General features: G+C 61.5%; 19 protein-coding genes and 1 pseudogene. 4 read left to right on the forward strand and 16 right to left on the reverse strand.

The window, feature by feature from the left end; genetic code table 11:
- Nucleotides 1-264: 264 nt before the first annotated feature.
- From F813_RS0110690 to mobH, 3 genes are all read right to left on the reverse strand, one after another.
- On the reverse strand, nucleotides 265-1,203 hold the full coding sequence (locus F813_RS0110690; protein ID WP_017926545.1) for a site-specific integrase: 939 nt from the start codon (nucleotides 1,201-1,203) through the stop codon (nucleotides 265-267).
- 104 nt (nucleotides 1,204-1,307) lie between these two features.
- The gene (locus F813_RS0110695; protein ID WP_017926546.1) at nucleotides 1,308-1,619 is read right to left on the reverse strand and encodes a carbon storage regulator; all 312 of its coding nucleotides are present in this window, start codon (nucleotides 1,617-1,619) and stop codon (nucleotides 1,308-1,310) included.
- A gap of 156 nt (nucleotides 1,620-1,775) precedes the next feature.
- The gene (gene mobH, locus F813_RS0110700) at nucleotides 1,776-3,617 is read right to left on the reverse strand and encodes a MobH family relaxase (protein WP_017926547.1); all 1,842 of its coding nucleotides are present in this window, start codon (nucleotides 3,615-3,617) and stop codon (nucleotides 1,776-1,778) included.
- Between the two features lie 498 nt (nucleotides 3,618-4,115).
- Here mobH and F813_RS14605 point away from each other — a divergent pair, with 498 nt between their 5' ends.
- Nucleotides 4,116-5,234 carry a DNA cytosine methyltransferase gene (locus F813_RS14605; protein ID WP_255324806.1) on the forward strand — a complete coding sequence of 373 codons (1,119 nt, stop codon included), beginning with the start codon at nucleotides 4,116-4,118 and terminating at the stop codon, nucleotides 5,232-5,234.
- The gene (locus F813_RS14160) at nucleotides 5,231-6,133 is read left to right on the forward strand and encodes a hypothetical protein (protein ID WP_017926549.1); all 903 of its coding nucleotides are present in this window, start codon (nucleotides 5,231-5,233) and stop codon (nucleotides 6,131-6,133) included. Before F813_RS14605 ends, F813_RS14160 begins: the two co-directional genes overlap by 4 nt.
- Here the strand turns inward: F813_RS14160 and F813_RS0110710 are convergent.
- The 5 genes from F813_RS0110710 to F813_RS0110730 all read right to left on the reverse strand — a co-directional run bounded on the left by F813_RS0110710 (nucleotide 6,022) and on the right by F813_RS0110730 (nucleotide 10,349).
- On the reverse strand, nucleotides 6,022-7,296 hold the full coding sequence (locus tag F813_RS0110710) for an IS256 family transposase (RefSeq protein ID WP_017926550.1): 1,275 nt from the start codon (nucleotides 7,294-7,296) through the stop codon (nucleotides 6,022-6,024). The genes F813_RS14160 and F813_RS0110710 overlap by 112 nt on opposite strands.
- 368 nt (nucleotides 7,297-7,664) lie before the next feature.
- Entirely contained in the window at nucleotides 7,665-7,913 is a 249-nt protein-coding gene (locus F813_RS13675) for a hypothetical protein (RefSeq protein ID WP_051048360.1), read from the reverse strand.
- Between the two features lie 892 nt (nucleotides 7,914-8,805).
- On the reverse strand, nucleotides 8,806-9,285 hold the full coding sequence (locus F813_RS0110720) for a hypothetical protein (protein WP_017926552.1): 480 nt from the start codon (nucleotides 9,283-9,285) through the stop codon (nucleotides 8,806-8,808).
- A gap of 187 nt (nucleotides 9,286-9,472) precedes the next feature.
- On the reverse strand, nucleotides 9,473-9,775 hold the full coding sequence (locus F813_RS13680; protein ID WP_017926553.1) for a WGR domain-containing protein: 303 nt from the start codon (nucleotides 9,773-9,775) through the stop codon (nucleotides 9,473-9,475).
- Entirely contained in the window at nucleotides 9,768-10,349 is a 582-nt protein-coding gene (locus F813_RS0110730) for a recombinase family protein (protein WP_017926554.1), read from the reverse strand. Before F813_RS0110730 ends, F813_RS13680 begins: the two co-directional genes overlap by 8 nt.
- Nucleotides 10,350-10,664: 315 nt before the next feature.
- On the opposite strand from F813_RS0110730, the pseudogene F813_RS13685 reads away from it, so the two are divergent.
- Nucleotides 10,665-10,853: pseudogene (locus tag F813_RS13685) on the forward strand (CopG family transcriptional regulator); the annotation flags it as partial.
- A 33-nt stretch (nucleotides 10,854-10,886) separates the two neighbouring features.
- On the opposite strand, the gene F813_RS0110740 reads toward F813_RS13685, so the two are convergent.
- From F813_RS0110740 to F813_RS0110755, 4 genes are all read right to left on the reverse strand, one after another.
- Nucleotides 10,887-11,465, reverse strand: coding sequence for a DNA adenine methylase (locus F813_RS0110740; protein ID WP_231289552.1), 579 nt, complete (start codon nucleotides 11,463-11,465; stop codon nucleotides 10,887-10,889).
- Nucleotides 11,466-11,572: 107 nt separating this feature from the next.
- Nucleotides 11,573-12,322 (reverse strand): DUF5131 family protein, encoded by a 750-nt coding sequence (locus F813_RS0110745; RefSeq protein WP_017926557.1) that lies wholly within the window; start codon nucleotides 12,320-12,322, stop codon nucleotides 11,573-11,575.
- Nucleotides 12,323-12,397: 75 nt separating this feature from the next.
- Nucleotides 12,398-13,282 (reverse strand): three-Cys-motif partner protein TcmP, encoded by an 885-nt coding sequence (gene tcmP / locus F813_RS0110750; protein ID WP_017926558.1) that lies wholly within the window; start codon nucleotides 13,280-13,282, stop codon nucleotides 12,398-12,400.
- A gap of 347 nt (nucleotides 13,283-13,629) precedes the next feature.
- Nucleotides 13,630-14,598: a LysR family transcriptional regulator gene (locus F813_RS0110755; RefSeq protein ID WP_081601311.1), complete on the reverse strand. Its 969-nt coding sequence runs from the start codon at nucleotides 14,596-14,598 to the stop codon at nucleotides 13,630-13,632.
- Between the two features lie 84 nt (nucleotides 14,599-14,682).
- Between F813_RS0110755 and metE the strand changes: the two genes are divergently transcribed.
- Entirely contained in the window at nucleotides 14,683-17,001 is a 2,319-nt protein-coding gene (gene metE, locus F813_RS0110760; RefSeq protein WP_017926560.1) for a 5-methyltetrahydropteroyltriglutamate--homocysteine S-methyltransferase, read from the forward strand.
- Between the two features lie 832 nt (nucleotides 17,002-17,833).
- Here metE and F813_RS0110770 read toward each other — a convergent pair.
- The 4 genes from F813_RS0110770 to F813_RS0110785 all read right to left on the reverse strand — a co-directional run bounded on the left by F813_RS0110770 (nucleotide 17,834) and on the right by F813_RS0110785 (nucleotide 22,071).
- On the reverse strand, nucleotides 17,834-19,363 hold the full coding sequence (locus tag F813_RS0110770) for a conjugal transfer protein TraG N-terminal domain-containing protein (RefSeq protein WP_017926562.1): 1,530 nt from the start codon (nucleotides 19,361-19,363) through the stop codon (nucleotides 17,834-17,836).
- Nucleotides 19,360-19,698 (reverse strand): hypothetical protein, encoded by a 339-nt coding sequence (locus tag F813_RS0110775; RefSeq protein ID WP_017926563.1) that lies wholly within the window; start codon nucleotides 19,696-19,698, stop codon nucleotides 19,360-19,362. Before F813_RS0110775 ends, F813_RS0110770 begins: the two co-directional genes overlap by 4 nt.
- Nucleotides 19,695-20,963: an integrating conjugative element protein gene (locus tag F813_RS0110780; protein WP_017926564.1), complete on the reverse strand. Its 1,269-nt coding sequence runs from the start codon at nucleotides 20,961-20,963 to the stop codon at nucleotides 19,695-19,697. The genes F813_RS0110775 and F813_RS0110780 overlap by 4 nt, the downstream gene beginning before the upstream one ends.
- A gap of 85 nt (nucleotides 20,964-21,048) precedes the next feature.
- Nucleotides 21,049-22,071 carry a TIGR03756 family integrating conjugative element protein gene (locus tag F813_RS0110785; protein ID WP_017926565.1) on the reverse strand — a complete coding sequence of 341 codons (1,023 nt, stop codon included), beginning with the start codon at nucleotides 22,069-22,071 and terminating at the stop codon, nucleotides 21,049-21,051.
- Nucleotides 22,072-22,082 lie beyond the last annotated feature (11 nt).

Below are 22,082 nucleotides of genomic sequence, written 5' to 3' on the forward strand. Positions count from 1 at the left end.
AACTTGCTGTCATCGCCGGATCAAGGGGACGATGACAGACCAGAGCCAGGGACCGGTCCGCCCTATTCGGACCATCGGAAGGGCGGTGTTGGTCGCACCGCCCTTCTTTTTTGCGTCCCCCGCTCGAATGTCGAGGCGTACTGCCAGGTGGCACGTACTGACTGGCTACGGGCGGCATGTACAGCCACCCGACCCTTTACTATCCCATATCGGAATCCACAGTCAAGCAAGGGTTTGCGTGTCTGCGGTGATCCGGCACGCTGGCTAGGATCGGCCCGGTTGGGGGAGGTGGTCAACCAACTGGCGCAGCTGCCCCATATCGGGTTCGACGTATTGCATCGTAGTCGATAGGTTGGTGTGTCCCAGCAGGTGCTGCAGCGCGCGAAGCGGAGGGTTCTCCTGACGCCCCACCTCGGTCCCCAGCGTATGCCGGAGACGGTGCGGCGAAATGGGCTGTCCCAGTACCTCGCCTAACTTCCGGAAAAAGCCGCTGACCTGTCCTACTCGGATGCCGTCGCCCTGGTAGCGCGCTTCGCCCCGATGCAGGCCCAGGTCGAACACTTGCGAGTGCTCAAGGCCCCGAGGCCCGCGGAGCGCGATGGTCCGGTCATACAGTTCCCGCAATGGCTCAAGCAAGGGCGCTGGAACCGGAATATCCCATTCGCGGTGGGTCTTCGATCCCGCCACCGATAGCCGCAGTACGTTCTGGTTCCAGCACACGTCGCCCCACGTCAGTGCTACCAGTTGCCGCCTTCGCATGCCGGTGTAGTAGAAGGTGAGGAGTACTGCGAGCCAGAACCAGCGGGGCTCAAGGCATCGATTCTCGGAGTCATCGAGCGCCGCGATCGCCTGATCCAGAAGGTCGCGCGAAACGGTCTTGATCCGCCGATCTTCAGGAGCCGCATCGACCCGTTCCAGGGGGTCATGGCTGATCCATTCCGCTTCCATGGCGAAGCGCCACATCGCGCGGAAATGGCGACGGTAGTAGTTCCAGGTCGTCGCGCGGGCGCGCTGCAGGACCTGGCTGCGCCATTCCAGCAGCGTGTCGCGCTGAATCTCGTCCAGCGTCCTGACGCCCATGTCGTTTTGAAACTGTCGAACAACCTGTTGGTATCGGATGGCGGTATCGGGCCGCAAAATCCGCTCGCGCAGATAGATCTGCACCAGGTCGTCGAGGGTGCGGTGGGTTTCCATCGCGGGCATGCCCTCCCCTGTAACGGGTTCAAGTCACGCCCCTGGCATCACTGAAGTTAGCACACGGTCTCCCTGCCAGGCGCGCGACCTTACGGATTCAGCAGTGAAACCGCCTACTCCGTTTGCGATGGAGCCGAAATTTCCTGGGAGGATTGACGTCGTTCCCGCAATGCCTCGCGCACGATATCCACGCTCTCGGGGGCCTCGATGCCGAGGCGTGCCTTGCGATGATCGACGTACTCCATACGGACAGGACCGTCCGGGCGATGAAGGGTCATCCGGCTGCCTGCGGTGTCCCACTCGACATTGAGACCGGGCGCGCACGCCGACAGTCGAAGGGGTGCTTCCTGGGTCTGCACCGCAACCACGAGGGCGCTATTCCCCACGTACAGTGCTTCCCCGTCCTTCAGGGTCAAAACCAGCATTCCTTATTCCTCCTCCTTGCTTCCTTGCCTGTTTGCCAGCTCCCTCTGCATTTCTTCCGAATATTCGATTTTTATGATTTCGGAAGAAGCCGTAGAGAATATTTCGTTCTTGCTCCCGTGTCACACCCCTGTAACTATCCGGGCAAGACGGCTGGCTTACGCTTCGGTGGCGGGTGTCAGGTGGTCGTTGGGTGAGGGGGTCCAGTCCGGACCGAAGACCACGGAGACGTCGCGGATCAGGAGACCGTTGATCCGGCTCGTCTGGCGTTCGCCCCTCACCACATAGCGGTGGATGTTGGTGCCCTCGGGGGACTTCTCGTGTAGCTGCAACCGCTGAAAACGCTTCTGGGCCGCGTTCCACGCGTGGCCCGTCGCACTCGCAAAGTCGCGGAAGATCCCGGGACTGACGAGTAGCACGCCCTCGGCGACGACGTGGATCCGGGCCTCTCGCGTGTTCACCAGGAGCGACCCGTCCGCGACACCTCGCCGGATCCATTCGAGACAGGCATCCCCCGGGTCTTCAGGCAAGGGGGCGTCCGCACCCGGATCGCAGGACGCCATCGACTGTGGCGGTGGCTCGGCCGTCGGCCCGTCAGTGGCTTCATCCAGGACGCCGTCGAGACCCGGCGGTAGTGGCAGATCGTCAACGTCGGCGGATTGGGGCGGGCCGGAGGGCGAGTGTTCTTCCACCACTTCGCCAGACTGACCCGGCTGGATCGCGACGCTCCTCGCCGTGGGTGGGCCTGCTGCGGGGGTGGCCACTTCTTCCGGTGCAGGGCGGCTGACCGCTCCGTCGCCAGACTCCGTTGTTCCCTCGGCCGCTGCCTCGCCAAGCGGAGTCACGGAACCCTCGAACACCATCGGCATCGCATCAGGATCGGACCAAATGCGGGCCACCGGCAGGCGGATGAGTGTCAGCTCGTGCGACCAGCCGTCACCGGCAACCCGGGCCCTCCAGATGGCGCGGTCCCCATTGGCGGTCAGCACTCCGTGCTCCTGCAGTGTGTCGAAGATCCGGTCGTTGTTTGAAGGAATACCGGAATGCCCCTCCTCGCGGAGCTGTGCCCGCAGCGCGTCGGCTGCGCGCTTCGACACGAGCCACAGATCCGACTCCGTGCGCCAGCCTGCCGCCCCATTGCGGTTCAGCGGCAGACCTTCGCTGCTCAACAGGTGCCGAAGCGATGTCATCAGCTTCTCGTGGAGCGGCTTCGTGGGCGTCGGAAGTCGGTCCGGTGATTCGCCGCCCAGGTTCCGCGCCACCGACTCCCGGTCGGCCTGCAGGATGATCTGTCCCAGCGCCCCCGCATCCTCCATCCGCCCGTGGATTGCATGGATCCACGCCTGCAGCAGTTCCTGGTGTTCAGCGATCCAGGACATGCCTTCCGGCGGCAGGACCCAATGCGCGACGAGACTGGATACCGGTTCGTGGAGTTTGTGAGCGCGACCGCGCCTGTACCGCACGGAGTACCAGCGCGCACCCGGTCGCTCGGTCATCGGCCCGTGCCAGGGTTCCCAGCGCCCCAGGCGGTTGCCAACGGCGTCGTACAGGACGATCTCTTGGTCAACCACGGGCTTGCCTACGTCGTGCAGCAGAGCTGCCGAGAAGACGCCGTAGGACCACGCATCCGCCTCGTGTGACAGCCTCTCGGGCTCCGCCCCGGGTGGCAGGACGTATCCCCGGCGGATCTGCAGCGCCTTGAGGACAACCTCAAGGCCGTGGTCCAACATGCCGCCGCGACCCGAATGGTGGTGAACCTCCGACGCTGGCACTTCCTGGACGAACGCGGCGTACCGCTCTATCGCAGACACCACGTACTGGCTGGAGCAGTCCGTTGGCAAAGCCAGAAGGCTGGTGATCTGGCGCAGGAGCGCTTGGCGGTGGGGTGGCTGCAGCAGATCGTCGGCCCTCAGGACGGGGAGTAGCCCGTCCTGAGGCGGTATCTTCCTCCGCTCGGCTTGTTTAGTAGCAGGAGACTTGCGACGGAGGAACTGCAGCATTGAGGGGGTGCCCGGAACGTTGGTGACGAGCGACTCATGATGGATCCTCCCTGATACCGCCGTCCCCGGGAAACCGTCAGCCGAATTCCAAGGGTTTCCGCCGTTGTTCCGTGCCATGTGTGCTGCGGTTGGGTGTACACCGTCGGATGTGGCCGTAGGTGCCTCACCGTTAGGGGTTGGGTCTGATCCCGCATGCTGATGTTCTGTGCGCAGAACCGGCTGCCGGTCTTCCATCCGCCTGGAAACAGTGGCACCATGAAACTTGGGAGTATAGTGCCCGCTTTCCGCCGAAGCATGCGGAAAACTCTTTACCCGCCTCCTACAGCGCGGAGTTACATGACATCACCATTAAACTCCAAAACCTGATATCACTAACACACAATCAATGGATCATAAAGCCATCGCCTAAAGGTTCATTCTATCAACGACTGCACCACCAACAACTGGACGACTGAGGGAGATATGGCTGGATTTTACGAATTCTTTGCCGGTGCCGGAATGGCACGGGCCGGCCTTGGCCCAGATTGGACGTGCCTATTTGCCAATGACTTCGACCACAAGAAATGCGCTACATATCGCCGCAACTGGGGCGACGGAGAAATAGTTGCTTGCGACGTGCGCCAAGTTACCCCTGAGACGCTTCCGGGAAAAGCGAACCTCATATGGGGCTCCTTTCCCTGCCAAGACCTTTCATTGGCTGGGGCCGGTGCTGGCCTAAAAGGGGACCGCTCAGGGACTTTTTGGCCATTCTGGGATGTTATCAGCGGCCTCATTGCCGGTGATCGAGCTCCCGAGATAATCGCCTTGGAGAATGTCGTTGGTACGCTGCATTCCCATGGCGGGCGTGATTTTGAAGCCATCTGCTCCGCCTTCCAACGGCATGGCTACCAATTCGGGGCCATGGTGATCGATGCTGCCTTGTTTCTCCCCCATTCCAGGCCCCGTCTATTCATTATCGGTATCCGCCAAGACGTCCGTATCCCGGACGCCGTTGTGCAACAAGGACCCTCTACTCTCTGGCACTCAAAGACTCTCCAGAATGCTATCGGCCGGCTGCCGTCAGATCTTCGGCAAGATTGGGTTTGGTGGAATATGCCAACGCCCCCTCCGCGTACGGCATCCTTTGCTGATCTGATCGAAGATGACCCTCAGAGCGTCACATGGCACTCCCGAGAACAAACCCAACAACTGATAGCCATGATGACCGAGACAAACCTGGAAAAATTGGAGGGTGCCCGGAACCGATCCCGCGCGGGGGAGCGAGTAGTGGGGGCTGTCTACAAGCGAACGCGGAGACACTCTAACGGGAGCAAAGTACAGCGCGCAGAGGTCCGTTTTGATGACGTAGCGGGTTGTTTGCGCACACCCTCTGGCGGCTCCAGTCGCCAGCTTATAATTGTGGTTGATGACGGCCGTGTTCGTTCGAGACTTATTTCCAGCCGCGAAACTGCTCGTCTAATGGGCCTTTCGGACGACTACCAGCTGCCAGAGAACTACAATGAAGCCTACCATCTTTCGGGAGACGGGGTTGCCGTGCCTGCGGTCCGCCACATTGCGTCCAACATCTTTAGCCCAATCCTGCACCTAAATCCACGCGAAGGTAGGGTCGCCGCATGAGCATCATTCCTTGCGAACAGAACACTGAATTACGCCGTTTGATTCGAGAGTATGCGGAGACCCTAAAATCCGAGGCACATAAACTAGGCACACACGGTCTCGATGAAAAGGATTTCTACAATAGTGGGCTCTTTCGTGGAGCAATCGAACGCGTGCGCGGACAATTCTCGGCTTCCATGAGAGAAAAACGCGAATTCGTACAACACGTCCTGAACTTTATGGAAGACCAAGGATTCATCGCTGGGTGGGATTCAGCCGGTCATGAAAATAGACATGATTATGTTGTACAGATGCCGTCAGGAAAGACCGCTGTTATTGAGCTGAAAGGTTGCCTGGACGGTAATAACACACTCATCTTTGATCGCCCGACCAATGCACAGGAATTTATTTTATGGAGCGTTTGCTCCAATAACGCCGCCGACCCGCGACACAACGCTTGGTCCGGCCTACACACACGACTGAGCGCGGAAATCATCTCGAAGAATCAGCAAGTAGACGGGCTCATTGTATGGGACATGGTGTGCGGAACTGTTGCTCGACCATGCCCAAAAGTTGCCAACAACCAAGAGCGCTTAAAGGAAGTGGGACCCTTCTCGCTTGTCCCTCCCTGCCTTTATGTGATGCCGGCCACCGTACCAAGCCCCAGGAACAACGCGAACCCTTCAGCACAAGAACTAGATAAGGTCGAAATCCTAAAGGCGTTCAACGACTGCTTTGAAGGCGAGGCGAGTGAGGTTAATTATGTGGATGAGTTATGGTCAAGTCTGGTGTATGAGCGATGGCGGGTTCAGGCGGCGCTCCGGTCGGTGATGGAGGATGCCTCGTCGTTGGTCGGTTCGGTCTGCTCGATGCCGTCGATGAACTTGACCCCGCGCTCGAGCTTGTCGAGCCATTCGTAACCCCGGAGCCGGCGCCAGCGCTTCTGCGCGCTCTGGCCGAGCTTGAACGTCAAGCTCAGGACGGTATTGCGGGTCACGCAGCCCCGGGTCTTGGCGGTGCGCAGCCGCACGGTGGCGAAGGTCGATTCGATCGGATTGGTGGTCCGGATCGACTGCCAGTGCGCGGCTGGGAAGTCGTAGAACGCGAGCAGGTCTTCCCGGTCCTTGGCCAGCGTCTCGGCGGCTTTCGGGTACTTGTCGCCGTAGGCGGTCAGGAAGGCGTCGAAGGCCTGTTCGGCGTCGGCGCGGGTCTCGGCCATCCAGATCGCCTGCAAGGCGGACTTGGCCTTGGGCTGACTGCGCTTGGGCAGCCGGTTCAGCACATTGGCGGTCTTGTGGACCCAGCAGCGCTGGCGGCGGGTGTCCGGGTAGACCCGGGCCAGGGCCTTCCAGAAGCCCAGCGCGCCATCGCCGATGGCGAGCTTCGGGCCGTTCGCGAGGCCCTGATGATCCCGCAGGCGCACCAGCAGTTCGTACCAGCTCTGCTCGGACTCGCGCATCCCGTCGTCGAGGGCAACAAACTCCTTGGTCCCGTCGGGCAGGACCCCGATGATGACCAGCACACAGGCGCGTTCGTCGTCCTCCCCGCGCAGGTTGAAGTGGATACCGTCCGCCCACCAGTAGCTGTAGCGGTAGGCGCGGAGATCACGCTCGCGCCATTCGGCGTGCTCGGTCAGCCACTGCTGCTTGAGGCGGCCCAGTGTCGAGGCCGACAGCCCCTGGGCCTGCTCGCCCAGCAGCGCGCTCAGCGCCTCCTGGAAGTCGCCCGAGGACACCCCCTTGAGATAGAGCCAGGGCAGCAGCTCCTCGACCGAGCGCGCCCGGCGCAGATACGGGGGCAGCAGGCTCGACGTGAAGTGCCGGCCACCGCCGGACCGATCCCGGGTCTTCGGCACCTGCACCGGTACATCGCCGATGCCGGTCTGAACCCGGCGCTGGGGCTGATAGCCATTGCGTACGACCGCCCGGCGACCGTCCGGCATGCGATCCTCCGCGTAGGTCTCCATGAACGTCCGCAACTCTGCCTCCACCGCTTGCTGGATCAGATCCCGCGCCCCGCGGCGCAGCAGATCGGTCAACGGGTCCTCTGGTCCGTTCGGGTTCTCTGTCGTATCGTGAGCCATGTTGGCGTATCTCCTCTGGCTGGCTGGTTGGTCGCACTTCCATTCCAGCCGGATACGCCGCCTTCCTCAATCCCCCCGTACACCACTTTTGACAGTAACTCTATGTGGATTTCTCTGTGTCATATGATGGCACAGACACCGTTCGAGTGACCCGGGTCGTTCGTGGCGGAATAGTTCAGCGCGAGTCAAATCCCACGGCCATTCGGCGCTCGTAGACTTGCCTGTGCCGCCCCGCCTTTCTGTGAAGCCTCTAGTGAAAGGGCCAGGGTCTAGTGAGACGCGCGCCCCCGATTCGCCGAACACCCCGCCTGCACGCGCTCTCACTGTGGTACGGTAGAGACCGGGAGGGCCGCCCACAAATACGCATGTTAATGGATAGAATCGAAAGAGGTCCTAATCGACATAGGGGAATCAACAACAAAAAACTCCTCCGCCTCGGCGTTTAGCGTTTCTCCATCCGCCCACGTAAGGCCGATCATTCCCTGGCCTTTGCCGATGTAATATTGCCCCAGGCGATCCTTGTGGACCGGATACTGCAGGCTGTGCCAATAGACACGCTCGCCACGGTCCACGGCTTCCATGATCTCCCGTGCCGTGCTGAGTGCTTTCTTGCGCATGACGGTTGCCCCGCTCGCCCTTTGCGACTTTGATGGGAAGAAGCTGTATGTACACATATGGTACCCGAGCTTAGGCAGCGATTCCCGTGTGCGGACTTCTTAACGGTCGGCGACGCACCTTCACTGTTCTCATGTGTGGAGCCCGTTCGTTGCCCTTTCCGGATAAGCCCCTTGCCATTCTTCATGCCATTCCCTTCCCGGGCCTTTCCCTTTGCGGCTGCTGCGTTGCCCGTCAACCCGGTGTAGCCGCGCCTGACTTTGGCTTCGGCCTTTGCCCCGGATCGCCTTTGCCTCGTCTATGGTGTTGCACCGGTCGTTGTGGACGACTCCCTGCCGCCCGATGCGGTGCCATTCGCTGCATACGGCAGACCTGCCGAGAAGGCTATTCAACATCTGGACCCCCTAGATAGTCCTCCCAGTATAGCGAATCAGAATCGTCTAGCGATGCACTCCAATCGTCTTGCAGTTGCCCGCATTCCGGACCTGGCGAGGGCAACAGACTGGCGTTCGGGTCTTCTTCGAGGGCTTCCATTTCAGCCTCGAATCGGCCTACTTCTTCCGCCTCCTGCCAGGACACATGGATATATGCCTTCCAAGCGGCTGCGAGTTTTTGAATAAACTCTTTCCGGCCCGGTGCCGCCGCAATGCTTGCCCGCTGCGCCTCCGTCAAGGTCTTGTAATCAAGCTGATCCGCGCGATGTCTTCGTCTTGGCCTGGATCGGGTAGAGTCAATTAAGTGTAAAAAAAATGCTTGGCCAGGCGTTTCTGGTGCTATGTACCCTTTGTCTAGGGCTTCACACCAAGTGCCGTACTTCCGCATTAGAGCACTTTGTTCTTCACTAAGTGTATTGTTGCGGTATACGTAATCTCTTAAGAAAAACGGGTATCCGGATTATCTGGTTGATGAGGTGCCACTTACCGTAGCGGCTCGACGTTCCACGTCTGCTCGACGACGCTCTACATTGTCCTCGGTAATAAGGCCATGCTTCACCAGCAAGCCTTCCGTTGTGTCAATCTGCGATTCGATCTTTTCCTTGATGGCCCGGAAACGTTCCACTTTATCCCACGCCCTGGCGCTGAATACATCTCGGAACCTTCCGGTGTTACCAAGGAGACACGCCAAGGCGGCAGCACCACCGGCGAACGTGACGATGACCCGCATGCCTTCTTGCAGATCACCTTGGGAGTAAGCACTAAGATCCTGGGTGATGAATGCGAAGATCGCGGCGGCAGAAGTGTAGGTAGCGGTCATGGCCACCCACCAGCCTAGCACTCGGAACAGACCGAAAAGCGCATTGCCCACCTGCTCCAGGTAGGCTTCGGGGTCACGGAATTGTTCGCGGAGTGCGTTGCTGAATGTAATGTCGTTCATGGTCTCTCCCTTCAATGTATCAACCAGATAATCCGGATACCCAGAAAAACTTGCGTCCCAAGTAGTCCCGATGGTTCGAAGAGTGCATATGAATCTCTCCCGAAATGAAGTGTGAAAAAACCCGAGGCGGCTCGGCCTCGATTCTTTACGGCTGGCCAAGGGGCTGGTCAAAGGCGCGACAGATGGTCTACTCGGCGCTAATCTTGAAATGCTCCAAGACCGCGCTGCAGCCATACGAGGATTTCACTGGGACCGAAGCCATTATCCCGTCTGAACCAAGATAGGTGAAGAACTTACTCCATTGGGCGTAGGTTTCGGCGGTGTCGTCCGTGGTGCCGCACCACTCTGCGCGAGTGTTTCCGGGGCGTCCGATGCGGCCTGATTCGCGACAGATGGCATACCCACCGAAAAGACCTCGCTGAATGAACATCCGGTAGAACCGGAATTGGTTGCGGTCAGGGACGACCTTGCGCAGGCGGACCTCATTCATCGCTATTGTCACGGAGCGCGGCTCGACCGCCGGGAAAGTGGCGATAGAGCGTGGCGGGCGAAACACTCAGCTGCTTGGCCAGTTCCCGCACGGGAGCATCGGAGTGGGAAAGGACTGTCCACGCAAAGGCCAGCTGTTCGTCTGTAAGCGCTGGGGGGCGTCCGCCGGTGCGGCCACGCTGGCGCGCGGCGTCCAGGCCCGCACGAGTCCGCTCCTGCATGATGGAGCGCTCGAACTCGGCCACTGCGCCAAATACGTGAAAAACCAGCTTCCCGCCTGGCGTCGTGGTGTCGATGGATTCCGTCAGGGACTGGAACTCGATCCCGCGCTCCTCCAGGTCCCCGACAGTGGTGATCAGCTGCCGCATGGATCGGGCAAGCCTGTCCAGTCTCCAGACCACCAGGACGTCGCCCTGCCGCATGTAATCCAGGGCCTCCCGAAGCTGTGGGCGATCACGCTGGGCTCCGGATGCGCGGTCCTCGTAGATCCGGTCGCACCCGGACTCCCGCAGGGCATCGGTCTGGAGCGATGGGTCCTGGTCCCGGGTAGAAACGCGTGCATACCCGACTTTCATAGGCTTGGCCTCTCGAAACTCATCGCTACGCTCGGTTTTGCGACACGGAGTTTCAAGATACAGTTTTGAGACACTTAGGCGCAAGCAATTGGGTGGCGTCGCTGGATTCGGCGCGACCCTCTCGAAAACGATCGTTTTTGGAACACAGGCCCGTAGCCGCACAGTGGGCTATCGGCGTGGAAACAGGTTGACGGGGTGCGTTTGGTAGCATTACGCTGCAACTTAGTTCCCCCCTCGGGGTACGTCCTCGAGGATAAGCCGGGTTCCCGCAAGGGGCTCGGCTTTTTCGTTTTGAGGCTCAACCGAGGGACCCGGATCATGTTCGAAGCCATCCGCCAGTGCATTGACCGCGAGGGTGCCCGCGCGAGTTTCAGGCAGGAAGCCTTGGCGTCCTGGTCGGCCTACCGGGCAACTGGTCAGCACCTGACCGGACAGGAAGCGCGCGCCTGGTTGAACACCTGGGGCACCGATGCTGATAAGTCGGTGCCTGGGTGCCACGAGTAATCGTCACCGCAAACGCAGCAGAAGGAGGCGGGCTTATTGGCGTGGAGTCCGCGCTTGACCGCCTGTGGAGTGCAGCGCACACAGGAGTGCCTGCCGTTCCAGGGCCGGTAGCTCCTCCAACTTTCTGCGCCAGCGTTCAAGTCGTCGTCGGATGCGTTCGCGCTCGCGGTAGTCGCCACCAAGGTAGCGATAATCGTGCAGTTCGGAGGGTTCCGGGTAGTTCATCCACACCCATTCTTCCTGGGTCACCCCTCCGCGGGTACGCACGGGGAACCGCAGCGTGCGCCACGATTCGAGCCGACTCGCATACATCGAAGTCCAGTATCCCGAGACCATCACCGCACAGGGTAGTGAGGTAAGTACGTCGAGCAGGGCGTCGTGATGTGCCGTGGATGCGGCATATCGATAGGGAGATCGCACGCTGCGGCGCGCCTCCTCAAGATACGGCGGGTCCGCGTACACGAACTCGTCTCCTTCAAAGGCGTAGGATCGGAGGAATGCGATCGCATCGCCTTCCACGACTTGAATCGACGGAGTCCCTGACCAGGCCCGAACGACCGCCGGATCGATGTCGACGCCGACATTGATTTCGGCGGGCCGCTTGAGCCTCATGACGGCGCCACCCCCAAGGTGGGTCTCAAGGTAGGTGCGGTGCGGAGGAATCTGGTTGATCAGTCGGTGGTAAACCCCATGAACCGACTTGCCACCGGGATAAGGCATCAGGGTGCGAAGTGAATGGGTTGAGGCGTTCCATCCCAGGTCCGCCCCTGGAACAGCCGACCATTGCTGCGCTTGGCCCGGCGCTTGCCGTCGGCACCCCAGCTACCCCACTGCTTGAAGAAGAACGCGGCTCCGAACGATTCCGCTTGGTCCTTTACGCCTTCCACCCAAGCGGGATCCATGGGCCGAGCACCCGGACCCGATTCGCCACCCACGATCACCCAGTGAATGCCGGAGAGGTCGAGCGGGCCAAGGTCCTCAAGGAGAGGTTCCACGGACAGAAACCGTAGAGGCGCATCGGTTCTGCGCAGCTGCTCGATGCGTGGGAGGCCGTAGCGCCGATCCTCAACGGAAACGCCCAGCCAGATATTGGGAGGGCACGGTCGACCCAGGAAGTATTCCGGCAGCCGGTCCGCGCGTTTGGTCAGGATCTGATAGGTGTGCTGGGGCGTGGTGCGGATCACCTCCATTACCCGGTCAATGAAGACCTCGGGGACGTCCTCGTGGAAGAGATCGGACATGCTGTTGACGAAGTAGGTGGTCGGCTTGCGGCGGCGCAGCGGTTGATCCAGGCGTTCGGGGTGTAGCGTGAGTTGGAAGCCCCGCTCGTAGCCACGCGCACCCATCGCCTTCAAGCGGTGCGCCATGGTCTCGGCATAGCAGTGCTTACACCCCGGGGACACCTTGGTACAGCCGGTGACCGGGTTCCACGTCTGCTCCGTCCATTCAATTTCCGAGGAAGACGCCATGGTGTGCCTCCGGAATACTGTATGTCCGGACAGTATCGCCAGAAATGGCGATGACGTCAAACACCCGTCTGGATGTCAGGCAGTTTTGAGAATGTCGCCCGCGATCTTCATTGCCGCGCCCACCGCCTTCGGGTTGCCAACCGCGAACACCAACAGGAACAGAGGACTCCCCCGCGTATTCTTCAAGACCAAAGGGGGTTCATGCACCGCCGTGAAAACTCCCTTGAGCTTGCGCACGAGGTATCGTGCAACGCCTTCCGTATCAACCCGGCGCTCCAAGGTCGGCTGCTGGTCAAACAAGTCCCGAGTGGCGGATTCTCGAAAGAACTCGCCCTCCCAAGACCCATCTCCAAAAAATCGGTCCAAAGCTTCGCGCCACGCCTGATCGATCTGGCGATCGTTCCGCAGTAGGCGGTTCACCGCCGAATACGGGAAAAGCATCCACAGGTCGACTTTCTGACTGCGGCCGAGGCGTTCAATGGTCTCCCAGCGCACCTGCATACCGTACGGATCGAGGAACACGACCCCCCGATCAAGACGCCCCAGACCGTTTACCCATTGCTCCAACATTTCGTTCGCGTCCAGCGGATACACGTGGCATTGCTCGGCCCGCTCCGGGAACTCCGCCTGGATGGTCTGCTGCAGCTCCTCGCAGTACCGAGGATTGATCTCTGCGAAATGATACCGGTCGAACGCCATCGCCAGTCCCAGGGCCCGGCGGACACTTCCGGCTGCGTAAGCTTCCTTCTCCTCCCGGTCAGCCTCATCGAAGGGGAGGTTGCGATCCCCGGATGTCTTGTTCGCTCTGCGCGTGCTTCCTGCAAAGGCGTCGACGTAGTGGGTTCGCAGGAATTGTGCCCTGCTGTTCCCCTTCAGGATGCTCAGGTACGCGTTCAGGTATTTCTCGAGAGCATCAAGCTTTGTCTCGGTCCAATGGCCTCCGTGGCGATTCGGGCTCATCCATTACATCCGCAGGGTATTTGCAGGAAGCGTATCTGCGGGTCCCCGTGATGTCGACTTTCCGGCCGCGCAATTCCGCACCGGCCGTCCAAGACAGGGGCGTGGTGGCGGTGCCCTCTTCTGGGCACGGGCTTTGAGCACCAACACTTCCCGAACCAACGCTTCGGAGGGGGGTTCACCTCCGCGCTACCTTTTGTAGCGGCTTTGGCTTCACTCCGGCGAGGTTCGCTGGACGATGGTATCCCTAGTTGTGATTTCTCAATAGCACTTTCAGCGACGCCCCCCATGTAGGATGTGGCACTGGGGTTTGCTTTACGCGTCGAGGACGTAGACGCCGCTCGTCCAACTTAGGTCGCTGAATGCAGTTCTTTGCGGGTATTGGTGCGGAGGATGTCACGGGCCGTACCCACGAAATCGAGCATGTAGGCGTGTTCCCGGTCGGTCCGGCGCATAGTGATCGCCAGGGTGCTCCATAGGCCATTCGAGCCGAGCCTGACGCGACGGGTCGCAGCCGGCTCGCGCGAGTTTCCGTCAAGCCCCGCTTCCAGCTCCGGCAGGGCCCAGTCCGGCAGTACCGCGACACCTCGGCGGCTGGCTACCAGCTGCAGCAGCATGGCACTGACCTCGGTGGTCCGCCGCGGAACCGAAACCCCCGCCGGGTGCAGAAAACGCCGATAAATGTCCAAGCGCTCCTCACTGACCGGATAGGTTATCAACGTCTCTCCACGCAGATCCTCGGGGTCGACGCAGGGCCGCTCGGCCAACCGGTGGCCGGTCGGAACCACGAGCAGATTTTCATAATCCATCAGGTGTACCGACTCGAGTTCGGGATCATCCACGGGGTCGACCGCAACGGCGGCGTCCACATCGCCGTTGCGCAGGGCGTCCAGTGCCGTGAATCCATGGCTAAGGGTAAGATCCAGCTCCACCTCCGGCCAGTGCCGTCGAAAGGCACCTACCGCCGGCATCAGCCACTGAAAGCAGCTGTGGCACTCCAGCACCAGAAACAGTCGGCCACGTCCGCCGTCGCGGATCTGCACGACATCACGCTGCGCGGCGGTGACCTCGGGCAACACCCGGTCAGCCGCCTGCAGTAGCCGTTCTCCGGCAGCCGATAACCGCACCGGACGCGTTCGGCGTTCGAAGAGGGTCACACCTAGTCGTTCTTCAAGCTGGCGCAACTGATGCGACAGTGCCGACTGAGTTACGCAAAGGCTATCAGCTGCGGCAGTCACACTCCCCAACCGCACGATCTCGCAAACCGCCCGCAGATGCCGGAGCTCGAGTACTCCCGACAGATCATGAGTGGCACTCATGGTGTCCGTGAAGAAATATCGTTTTACTCATGTAGCAAGCATGACGAGACTGGACGCCGTGTTCAACCCGGAGTCTATAGATCCATGATCACCACCCATAATCTTGGCTTTCCCCGCATTGGCGCCCGTCGCGAGCTGAAGACGTACGTTGAGCGTTACTGGAGCGGCAACATCAGCCGCGATCAACTGGAAACCTCGGGCCGCGAGTTACGGCAGCGTCATTGGGCCTGGCAACGCGAAGCTGGCATCCAACAGGTGCCGGTCGGCGACTTCAGTTTCTACGACCACGTGCTGGACATGATGCTGACGCTGGGCGTTCTGCCGGAGCGCTTTCATGCCGCAGCGGCCGAGCACCCGCTGGACCTAGCTTTCTACATGGCTCGCGGTCGTTCCCACAACGATGCGTTGCCCGATGTGCCGGCGCTGGAGATGACCAAGTGGTTCGACACCAACTACCACTACCTGGTCCCGGAGCTGACCCTCGAACAATCCTTTGCGGCCATTCCGGACAGACTACGAACGGAGATCCGGGAGGCGCGCGAGATGGGTCTGCAGCCCAAGCCCGTCCTGCTGGGGCCGGTCAGCTTTCTGTACCTGGCGAAGATGAAGGATGACGGGGAGCCACTGGAACTGCTTGACCGGCTCGTCCCGGCCTATCAGGAACTCCTGGAGTGGATCAGCGCAGAGGGGGTTTCTTGGGTTCAGATCGACGAGCCCATCCTCACACTGGATCTGCCCGTCGAGTGGCAGTCAGCGCTAAGGGCGGCTTACGACCGTCTCCACCGCGGCGGGCCACGCCTCTTGCTCACGACCTATTTCGGTGGCCTTGGCAGCCAGCGCGACCTGGCACTGGAGCTACCGGTAGCGGGGCTCCACGTGGATGCCGTGCGCGGGGCGATGGAGGTTTCGACCCTGGTGGCCCGGCTGCCGCAGGACAAGATTCTGTCGTTGGGAATCATCGACGGACGCAACATATGGGCCACCAATATGGAGGCCGACCTGGACACTCTGGAGCCCGCCGTCAGCAGCCTCGGCAGTTCTCGCCTGTGGCTCGCCCCCTCCTGCTCGTTGCTGCACGTGCCCGTTGACGTGGAACAGGAAACCAGCATGGACACGGAGGTACGCGGCTGGCTGGCCTTTGCGCGCCAGAAACTGGTGGAGCTGGCGATCCTCCAGCGCGGCTTGACCGAGGGACGCGCGGCAGTTGCCAAAGAGCTGGAACACAGTCGGCGCGTGCACAGCAGCCGCCAGAACGCCGTTCGTACTTGCATTCCGCAGGTTCGGGAACGGGTGGCGGGACTGTCCCCGGATGACGCCCGCCGTGCCCTGGCCTATGAACAGCGTGCACCGTTGCAACAACGCTCACTCGACCTCCCACTATTCCCGACCACCAGCATCGGTTCGTTCCCACAAACGCAGACCATTCGCCGGGTGCGCCATGACTACCGCCGAGGTGGGCTAACCCGGGATGATTACCTGCGCACCATGCGCCAGGAGATCGCTCGCGTAATCCGCTTCCAGGAAGACATCGGCATGGACGTGCTGGTGCACGGCGAGCCCGAACGCAACGACATGGTGGAGTATTTCGGCGAGCAACTCGACGGGTATACCTTTACCCGGCACGGCTGGGTTCAGAGCTACGGATCGCGCTGCGTGAAACCCCCCATCATCTACGGCGATGTGCAGCGGCCCAGTCCGATGACCGTCGACTGGACACGTTACGCCCAGTCCCTCACAAGCAAGCCGGTCAAGGCCATGCTCACCGGGCCGGTGACCATGCTGCAATGGGCCTTCGAGCGCGATGACCAGTCACGCGAGGCCACTGCCCTGCAGATCGCCCTGGCGCTGCGCGACGAGATAACCGACCTCGAGGCCGCTGGCATTGGCGTGATCCAGGTCGACGAGCCGGCGTTTCGGGAAGGGCTTCCGCTTCGACGAGGGGAATGGAATCACTACCTGGAATGGGCTGCGCGCGCCTTTCGCGTCGCCACCTCCGGTGTGGCCGACGTGACTCAGATCCACACCCACATGTGCTACTCGGAGTTCAACGACATCATCGAGGCCATCGCATCCCTGGATGCCGATGTCATCACCATCGAGACTGCCCGCTCGGACATGGAACTGCTGGATGCCTTCGAGCGATCCACCTACCCCAACGAGATCGGGCCGGGTGTCTATGACATCCACTCTCCGCGCCTCCCCACGGTACAGGAGATGGTGACCCTTCTGGAAAAGGCGGCACGCGGGATCCCGGTCGAGCGGCTGTGGGTCAATCCCGATTGCGGACTCAAGACCCGCAGCTGGGACGAGGTCCGTCCAGCGCTGGAGGCAATGGTTGAGGCCGCGCGCGCCATGCGTGACCAGCACCCCGCAACCGAGAAGAAGTCACAGGCCAAGGCTTGACATGCAAATGTACTTGCGTATGATTCGCATTTAGATACACAGCCCGGACAGCTGTGCGTCGCCAAGACGAAAGGCGGGCTTTCAGCCTTTGGTCTCTCCAACCTCCGTTAGCATTGCCGCCGGATGTGCAATCCGGCGGTTTTTTTGGCTGACGAAGTGCTCACCGCGACGCCAGTTTGATAGAGTGGCCACCGCGCATATCCCCCTATGTGCTCTAGTCTGCCCCACTGTCAGATCCCCAGGCAGTGGGGCAGCTTCTTTTCGGACCTTCTCAGACTTTAGCGATTTTCTCCTCTGAGTCCGTCAACCATTTCAGGCGACCGCCCCGTGCTTGCGTTGAACCAGCGACTGCGCTAAACGTGTAGTAATAGCTACAAAGAAACCATGAGTCGCGTATGGGCCTCCTTCTAACTCTGATCCTTCTGTTCCTGGTCGCAGGTGTAGGGACCGCCGTGCGCCAACATGGCTGGGCTCAAGGTGTACGCCGCTATGGCGCAGGCTTGGCCGGCTTGGGTGCGGGCGCGGCGCAGGCTGTTGGTTTCGCCGGTGATGCCCCTCGAAACAGCCAGGACGCCGGGGAGTCCGACCCGGACTCTGAGTTCGTAGAAGGCCCGACGGGAATTGACGGCCGGGCTGGCTCTGAATTGGAGGTCTATGCCCTTCAAAACTCGTCACGAGAGCTGGATCCTTCGCACCCCTATCATGGGTACGTTCGCGGGCTAGAACCGCTGGAGACTCAGTTCGCCATGAGCCAATACGAACTCCTCGAAACCGACGAAGACCGCTAGACTTAGCCGCAGGTTTTGCGCTGTCCCTCCAGTGGGTGTCGTCGCTATCGACGGCGGCTACCCTCTGTGAGTTTGCTACCTGCACTAGCCCCTGCTCTACCACCCGCGCTCTCCATGCTCCCACTTACGTTTCGCGCCGAGTTGGTGGCATCGCTTAGCTTATAGCCGGCCCATCCCACGATCATGCTGAACACCAAGGGAAGGCCGATGTGCAGGAGCCCGGTCGCCATGGTGATCATGCTGTCCTTCATGCCCAGGTCTGGTGACAGTAGAGAGCCGAACGCCGGGCCTATGAAGCCACCTGCGCCGTCCGGATACATCGCGGCCGTCATGTTGTCCTCCAGCCAACGACTGACGGCCCACAGATAGCTCCAGAACGTGATCGTCAGGATCGCCATGGTCGCTATGAATACCGGACCCCAGGAGTACAGCGACACCACGAGCAGGATCGGGAGCAGCATGTAGATCCCCATCAGGAGGAAGCTCTGCACGATCGGGGCCGCTTCGCGGATCGTAAGCATCATGGGACCGTGCGAGAACATTTCCTGCTGAGCGATTCCGAACGAAGCCGTCAGGCGGGAGAATAGGCCGGCGTTGGTGTCGGAATTGACCAGGCCACTTGTCACATGCGGGGCTCGGACTGCGGACTCCTCGACCAGCCTCCGGATCATGCGGTCCTCAAGTTCCTCGTCCGACGCTCCGAACCAGCCAGACATGCTATCCCGGGCGTTCTCCCAAAACGTCCCGTCCATCTCGTCCAGGATCTGCTGCCGCAGGCTCGGACCGGTATTCCCGTTCCACCAGTCATCGCACATCGGACGCCCGTAGTCCGGTTCGGCCCCCTCGTTGTAGTCGGGGTCGTCGCGGTCGGCGATGTAATCAAACCCCGGCACGGGGCTTGCCGCTCGATAGCGGTCGTAAAATCCTTCGGTCTGCAGATACACGCGGGAACCGACGAACTCCGGGTCATCGATGCCGTGCTGATCCAGAAGGGCCGCGACGTCCGGGCGATCATTCTGGAAGCGGGAACGGGCTCGGACAAAGCATTCGTTCGTAAAGCGCTGGACGTTCTGTGCCACTTCCGGGTCCGAAATCCGCTGGAGATCCAGCTCGATCCGTGTCCGGACCATATCCTCGGGGCACCCGATCCCCGCGATCGCCGCACCCGTGATCCCCTTCGAGATCGCCATGGTTGCGTACCACCAGACCGGCACGGTGGCATTCGATACATCGAAGGAGTCCTGGTAGGTGGTGTCCTCGATGTCGGCAACGCCCGGTGTCTGATTGCAGGCGTTCTCAAACTCCAGCTCACTGAGCGCGAGGGGCCAGATCGGCTGCGCAGCCAGCACGACGACCGAGAGCGCCTTGACGATCTCGACCTCCATCATGTGGACGGATTTCCGGCTACCGGCCTTCGCCTCCTGCCCGGTGTAGTTGTCCACGAACGCCCGGATCACGATGATCAGGAAGGGGATGAACGCGATCCCCGAGAACACAAGGATGTCCCACAGGTTCTGGAACTGCATCCATCCGAAGATGGTCGTGAAGGCCTCAAGGGGATGACCGACATTCATACCATTAGCTCCACTGCACGCCCCAGCAGGTTCTGCCCCAGCAGGATCTCCAGGATCACGAGCCAGCCCGCCACTCTCCATCGCGCGTCCACCAGACGCTGTTGCGACTCCGGCGGCAGGTGCCCGCCGAGCCAGCTGACCCAGTACCGCCAACCCAGCACCACGGCGGCGATCAGCAGCCAGCGCCAACCGGCCAGCAGCCATTCAACCCGGTCGAGACGCGCCCGCACGACCTCCGCGCCTTCGATCATGTTCCACGCGAGTCCCGCCACAATGACGATCGCAAAGGCGGCGGTGACCCCGATCAGGAGGTGGAGTGGGATACGGGCCCTCATGGCCGTGGTACCACGCCGCCACGCATCGGAGCGGTTTCAAGCGGGTGAGGCGATGGCGTTCCCTCGGAGGCGCGGGAGCGGCGCTGCGCTTCACGCAGGATCGACCCGGCCGTATTCGACACCACGGCCTGACGCGCCTCGATCTCCATCATCAGCGTGTCGATCTCGGAGGTGATCTCCTCGATGCCGTCCCGGATGTCTTCCCGAGCGACCCCGGCCGCGTCGATCTCTGGCGCCTTCCGGCCGCTCAGTAGCATGCGGCGGGTCAGGAGGGCCTGCTCCATCGTGCGCGCCGTTGCGACCTCCTGTGCGAGCCGCCCGGCCGCCACCATGCGGTCGGATTCCGGGAGTTCGCGCAGCGCCTCGATCAGGTCGCGCGACACCGCTACCCCGGGTGCCGAGACGTCGCGCAGATTGCTCCGTGTCGGATTCGTCGCGCCCGAGACGAGCTGCATCAGATCCTCGCGGACCTGCTGGTTGGTTTCTTCGAGGATGGGCAGGAGGCCTACGCCGGGGGTGGTCTCGCTTTCGCACCCCTGGCAGGTGCGGATGTGTTTGTCTCCGAGTACTCGGGTTGCCCACTCCTGCGCTTCCTGCGGGCTGCTCCAGGTCCGCGCGAGGAGGGGCGTGTCTCCGCCCCCTGCATAGGGTGTTCCGGCGTTCGGGGGCCGGTCCAGGGTGATGTTGTAGCCCGCCTTGACGGTGTCGCTGATCACGTCAATCGGCTCCTGGCCCTGGCCGCCCCGGCGGCCCCCGATCCATTCGGCCCCGCTATTCCCGGCGTCCTGATCAATCTCCTCCTGGACCTGCACGATGTCGCCCCCGGAGCCCATGGCTGCACGCCAGTCATCGCCCTTCGAGAGCGTGACCCACTCCTGGTAGGGGTTGCGGCCGTCGGCGATCGCGGCCTCCATTTCCTCGCAGCTCTGCGTCGCGAGCGAAAGCTCTTCCTCGGCGCGCAGCAGGTTGTTCTGGAACAGGTCGTACAGTCCCGGATTGGACCGCTGGAGCACCATGGCCGGCAGGGAGGCGATTGCATTCGTGGCGGCCTGGACCATCTGATCGACCATGTCTTCCACACCCTGGGCCACTTCGTTCAGGGTGTTCTCGATGCTCAGCAGGGGATCGAAGCTGCCACAGCTATACCCCGCACTGGCCTCCGCGCCGAAGGCCAGCCGGGTCGTGGTGACATTGGGATTCGGAGCATTGGAAATGGGCTCGGCACCGCCCACTTCGTAGTACCAGAACCCGTCTTCGGACGGCACGAGGGCATGGCCGGCGGTAGGTCCCCAAAGCGCCGCGCAGGCTGTAGCAGCGATCAGTGTTTTCCGCATCCGCATGATCCGTCTCCTAGAACGTGACAGAGCCGAGGTAGACCTGGCCCCCGATTTCGCAGCAGTTGTACGGGCGCCAGAGCGTCCAGACGTAATTGCCCTTGAGGTTGGTCTTGTCGCTGGACCAGCCATCTTTGTCTTCGGTGTCGTCTTCCCCAAACACTTCGCAGGTGTTGGTGCTTGTGGGCATGTGCATCTGGAAGGTGCCGGTCTCTTCGTCCCGCTCCATCAGTTCGGGGGGGAGCCACACGCGGTAACCGTCCTCATGCACCACGTCGTCGCCCGGGAGCTGCTCGTAGACATGCCCCGACTGGCTTTCGCGCGTGGTGATGTCACCCGCCCGCTGCGCGACGATCGCGGCGGCCTTGGCATCCTCCGGCTGGGAGACGTAACCCGAGCGGGGGTACACCGCGCCCCAGGTGTAGTCGTCCCAATCTCCGATCTCCCGTTCACCCTCCTGGAGGGATTCGAGGTAGAACATTTCGGGCACCGCGTAGCGCCAGGCCAGTACGCTGGTCGCGGACTGGTAGTAGGGGTGGAAGGCTTCGGCCGTGGCCGCGCCCGGACAAATGTACGGGACGTCGATGTACTCCAGGATCTCCATGAAGGGGTGCCCGACTACATCCGCTTCCTTGAATCGAAGCTGACGGGCATCGCGGGAATGGCGCCCCTCCAGCGTGTTCCCGCCTCCCACGAAGGCATCGAACGACAGGATCGATTCGGCGGCGGATTCCTGCGCGGACCCCAGCGCGCCCCGGATCTCCGCCCACGGGTTTTCGCCGGTGTTCTGGTAGGCCGAAATGACGGCGTCCGGGACGTAGTGCCGGATCCGCTCGGTGGTGACCACGCTGCAGCCGGTAATGGTGCAGCGCAGCCACAGACAGACCCCGATGATCTCCCAATTCAGGCAGGACGAGAGGGCGCTGCTCGTCTGTGAGGTGATCTCGGAGGTGCTGATGGTGTCCGGGTCCTCGGCCTTCGCGGGGCTTCCCACCAGCAGGCAGAGCGCGGCCACCATCCCGGCGCCGGTGCTGCGCATGGACCCCCGGA

The sequence above is a fragment of the Thioalkalivibrio sp. HL-Eb18 genome, from assembly GCF_000364985.1.
Lineage (GTDB): Bacteria > Pseudomonadota > Gammaproteobacteria > Ectothiorhodospirales > Ectothiorhodospiraceae > Thioalkalivibrio.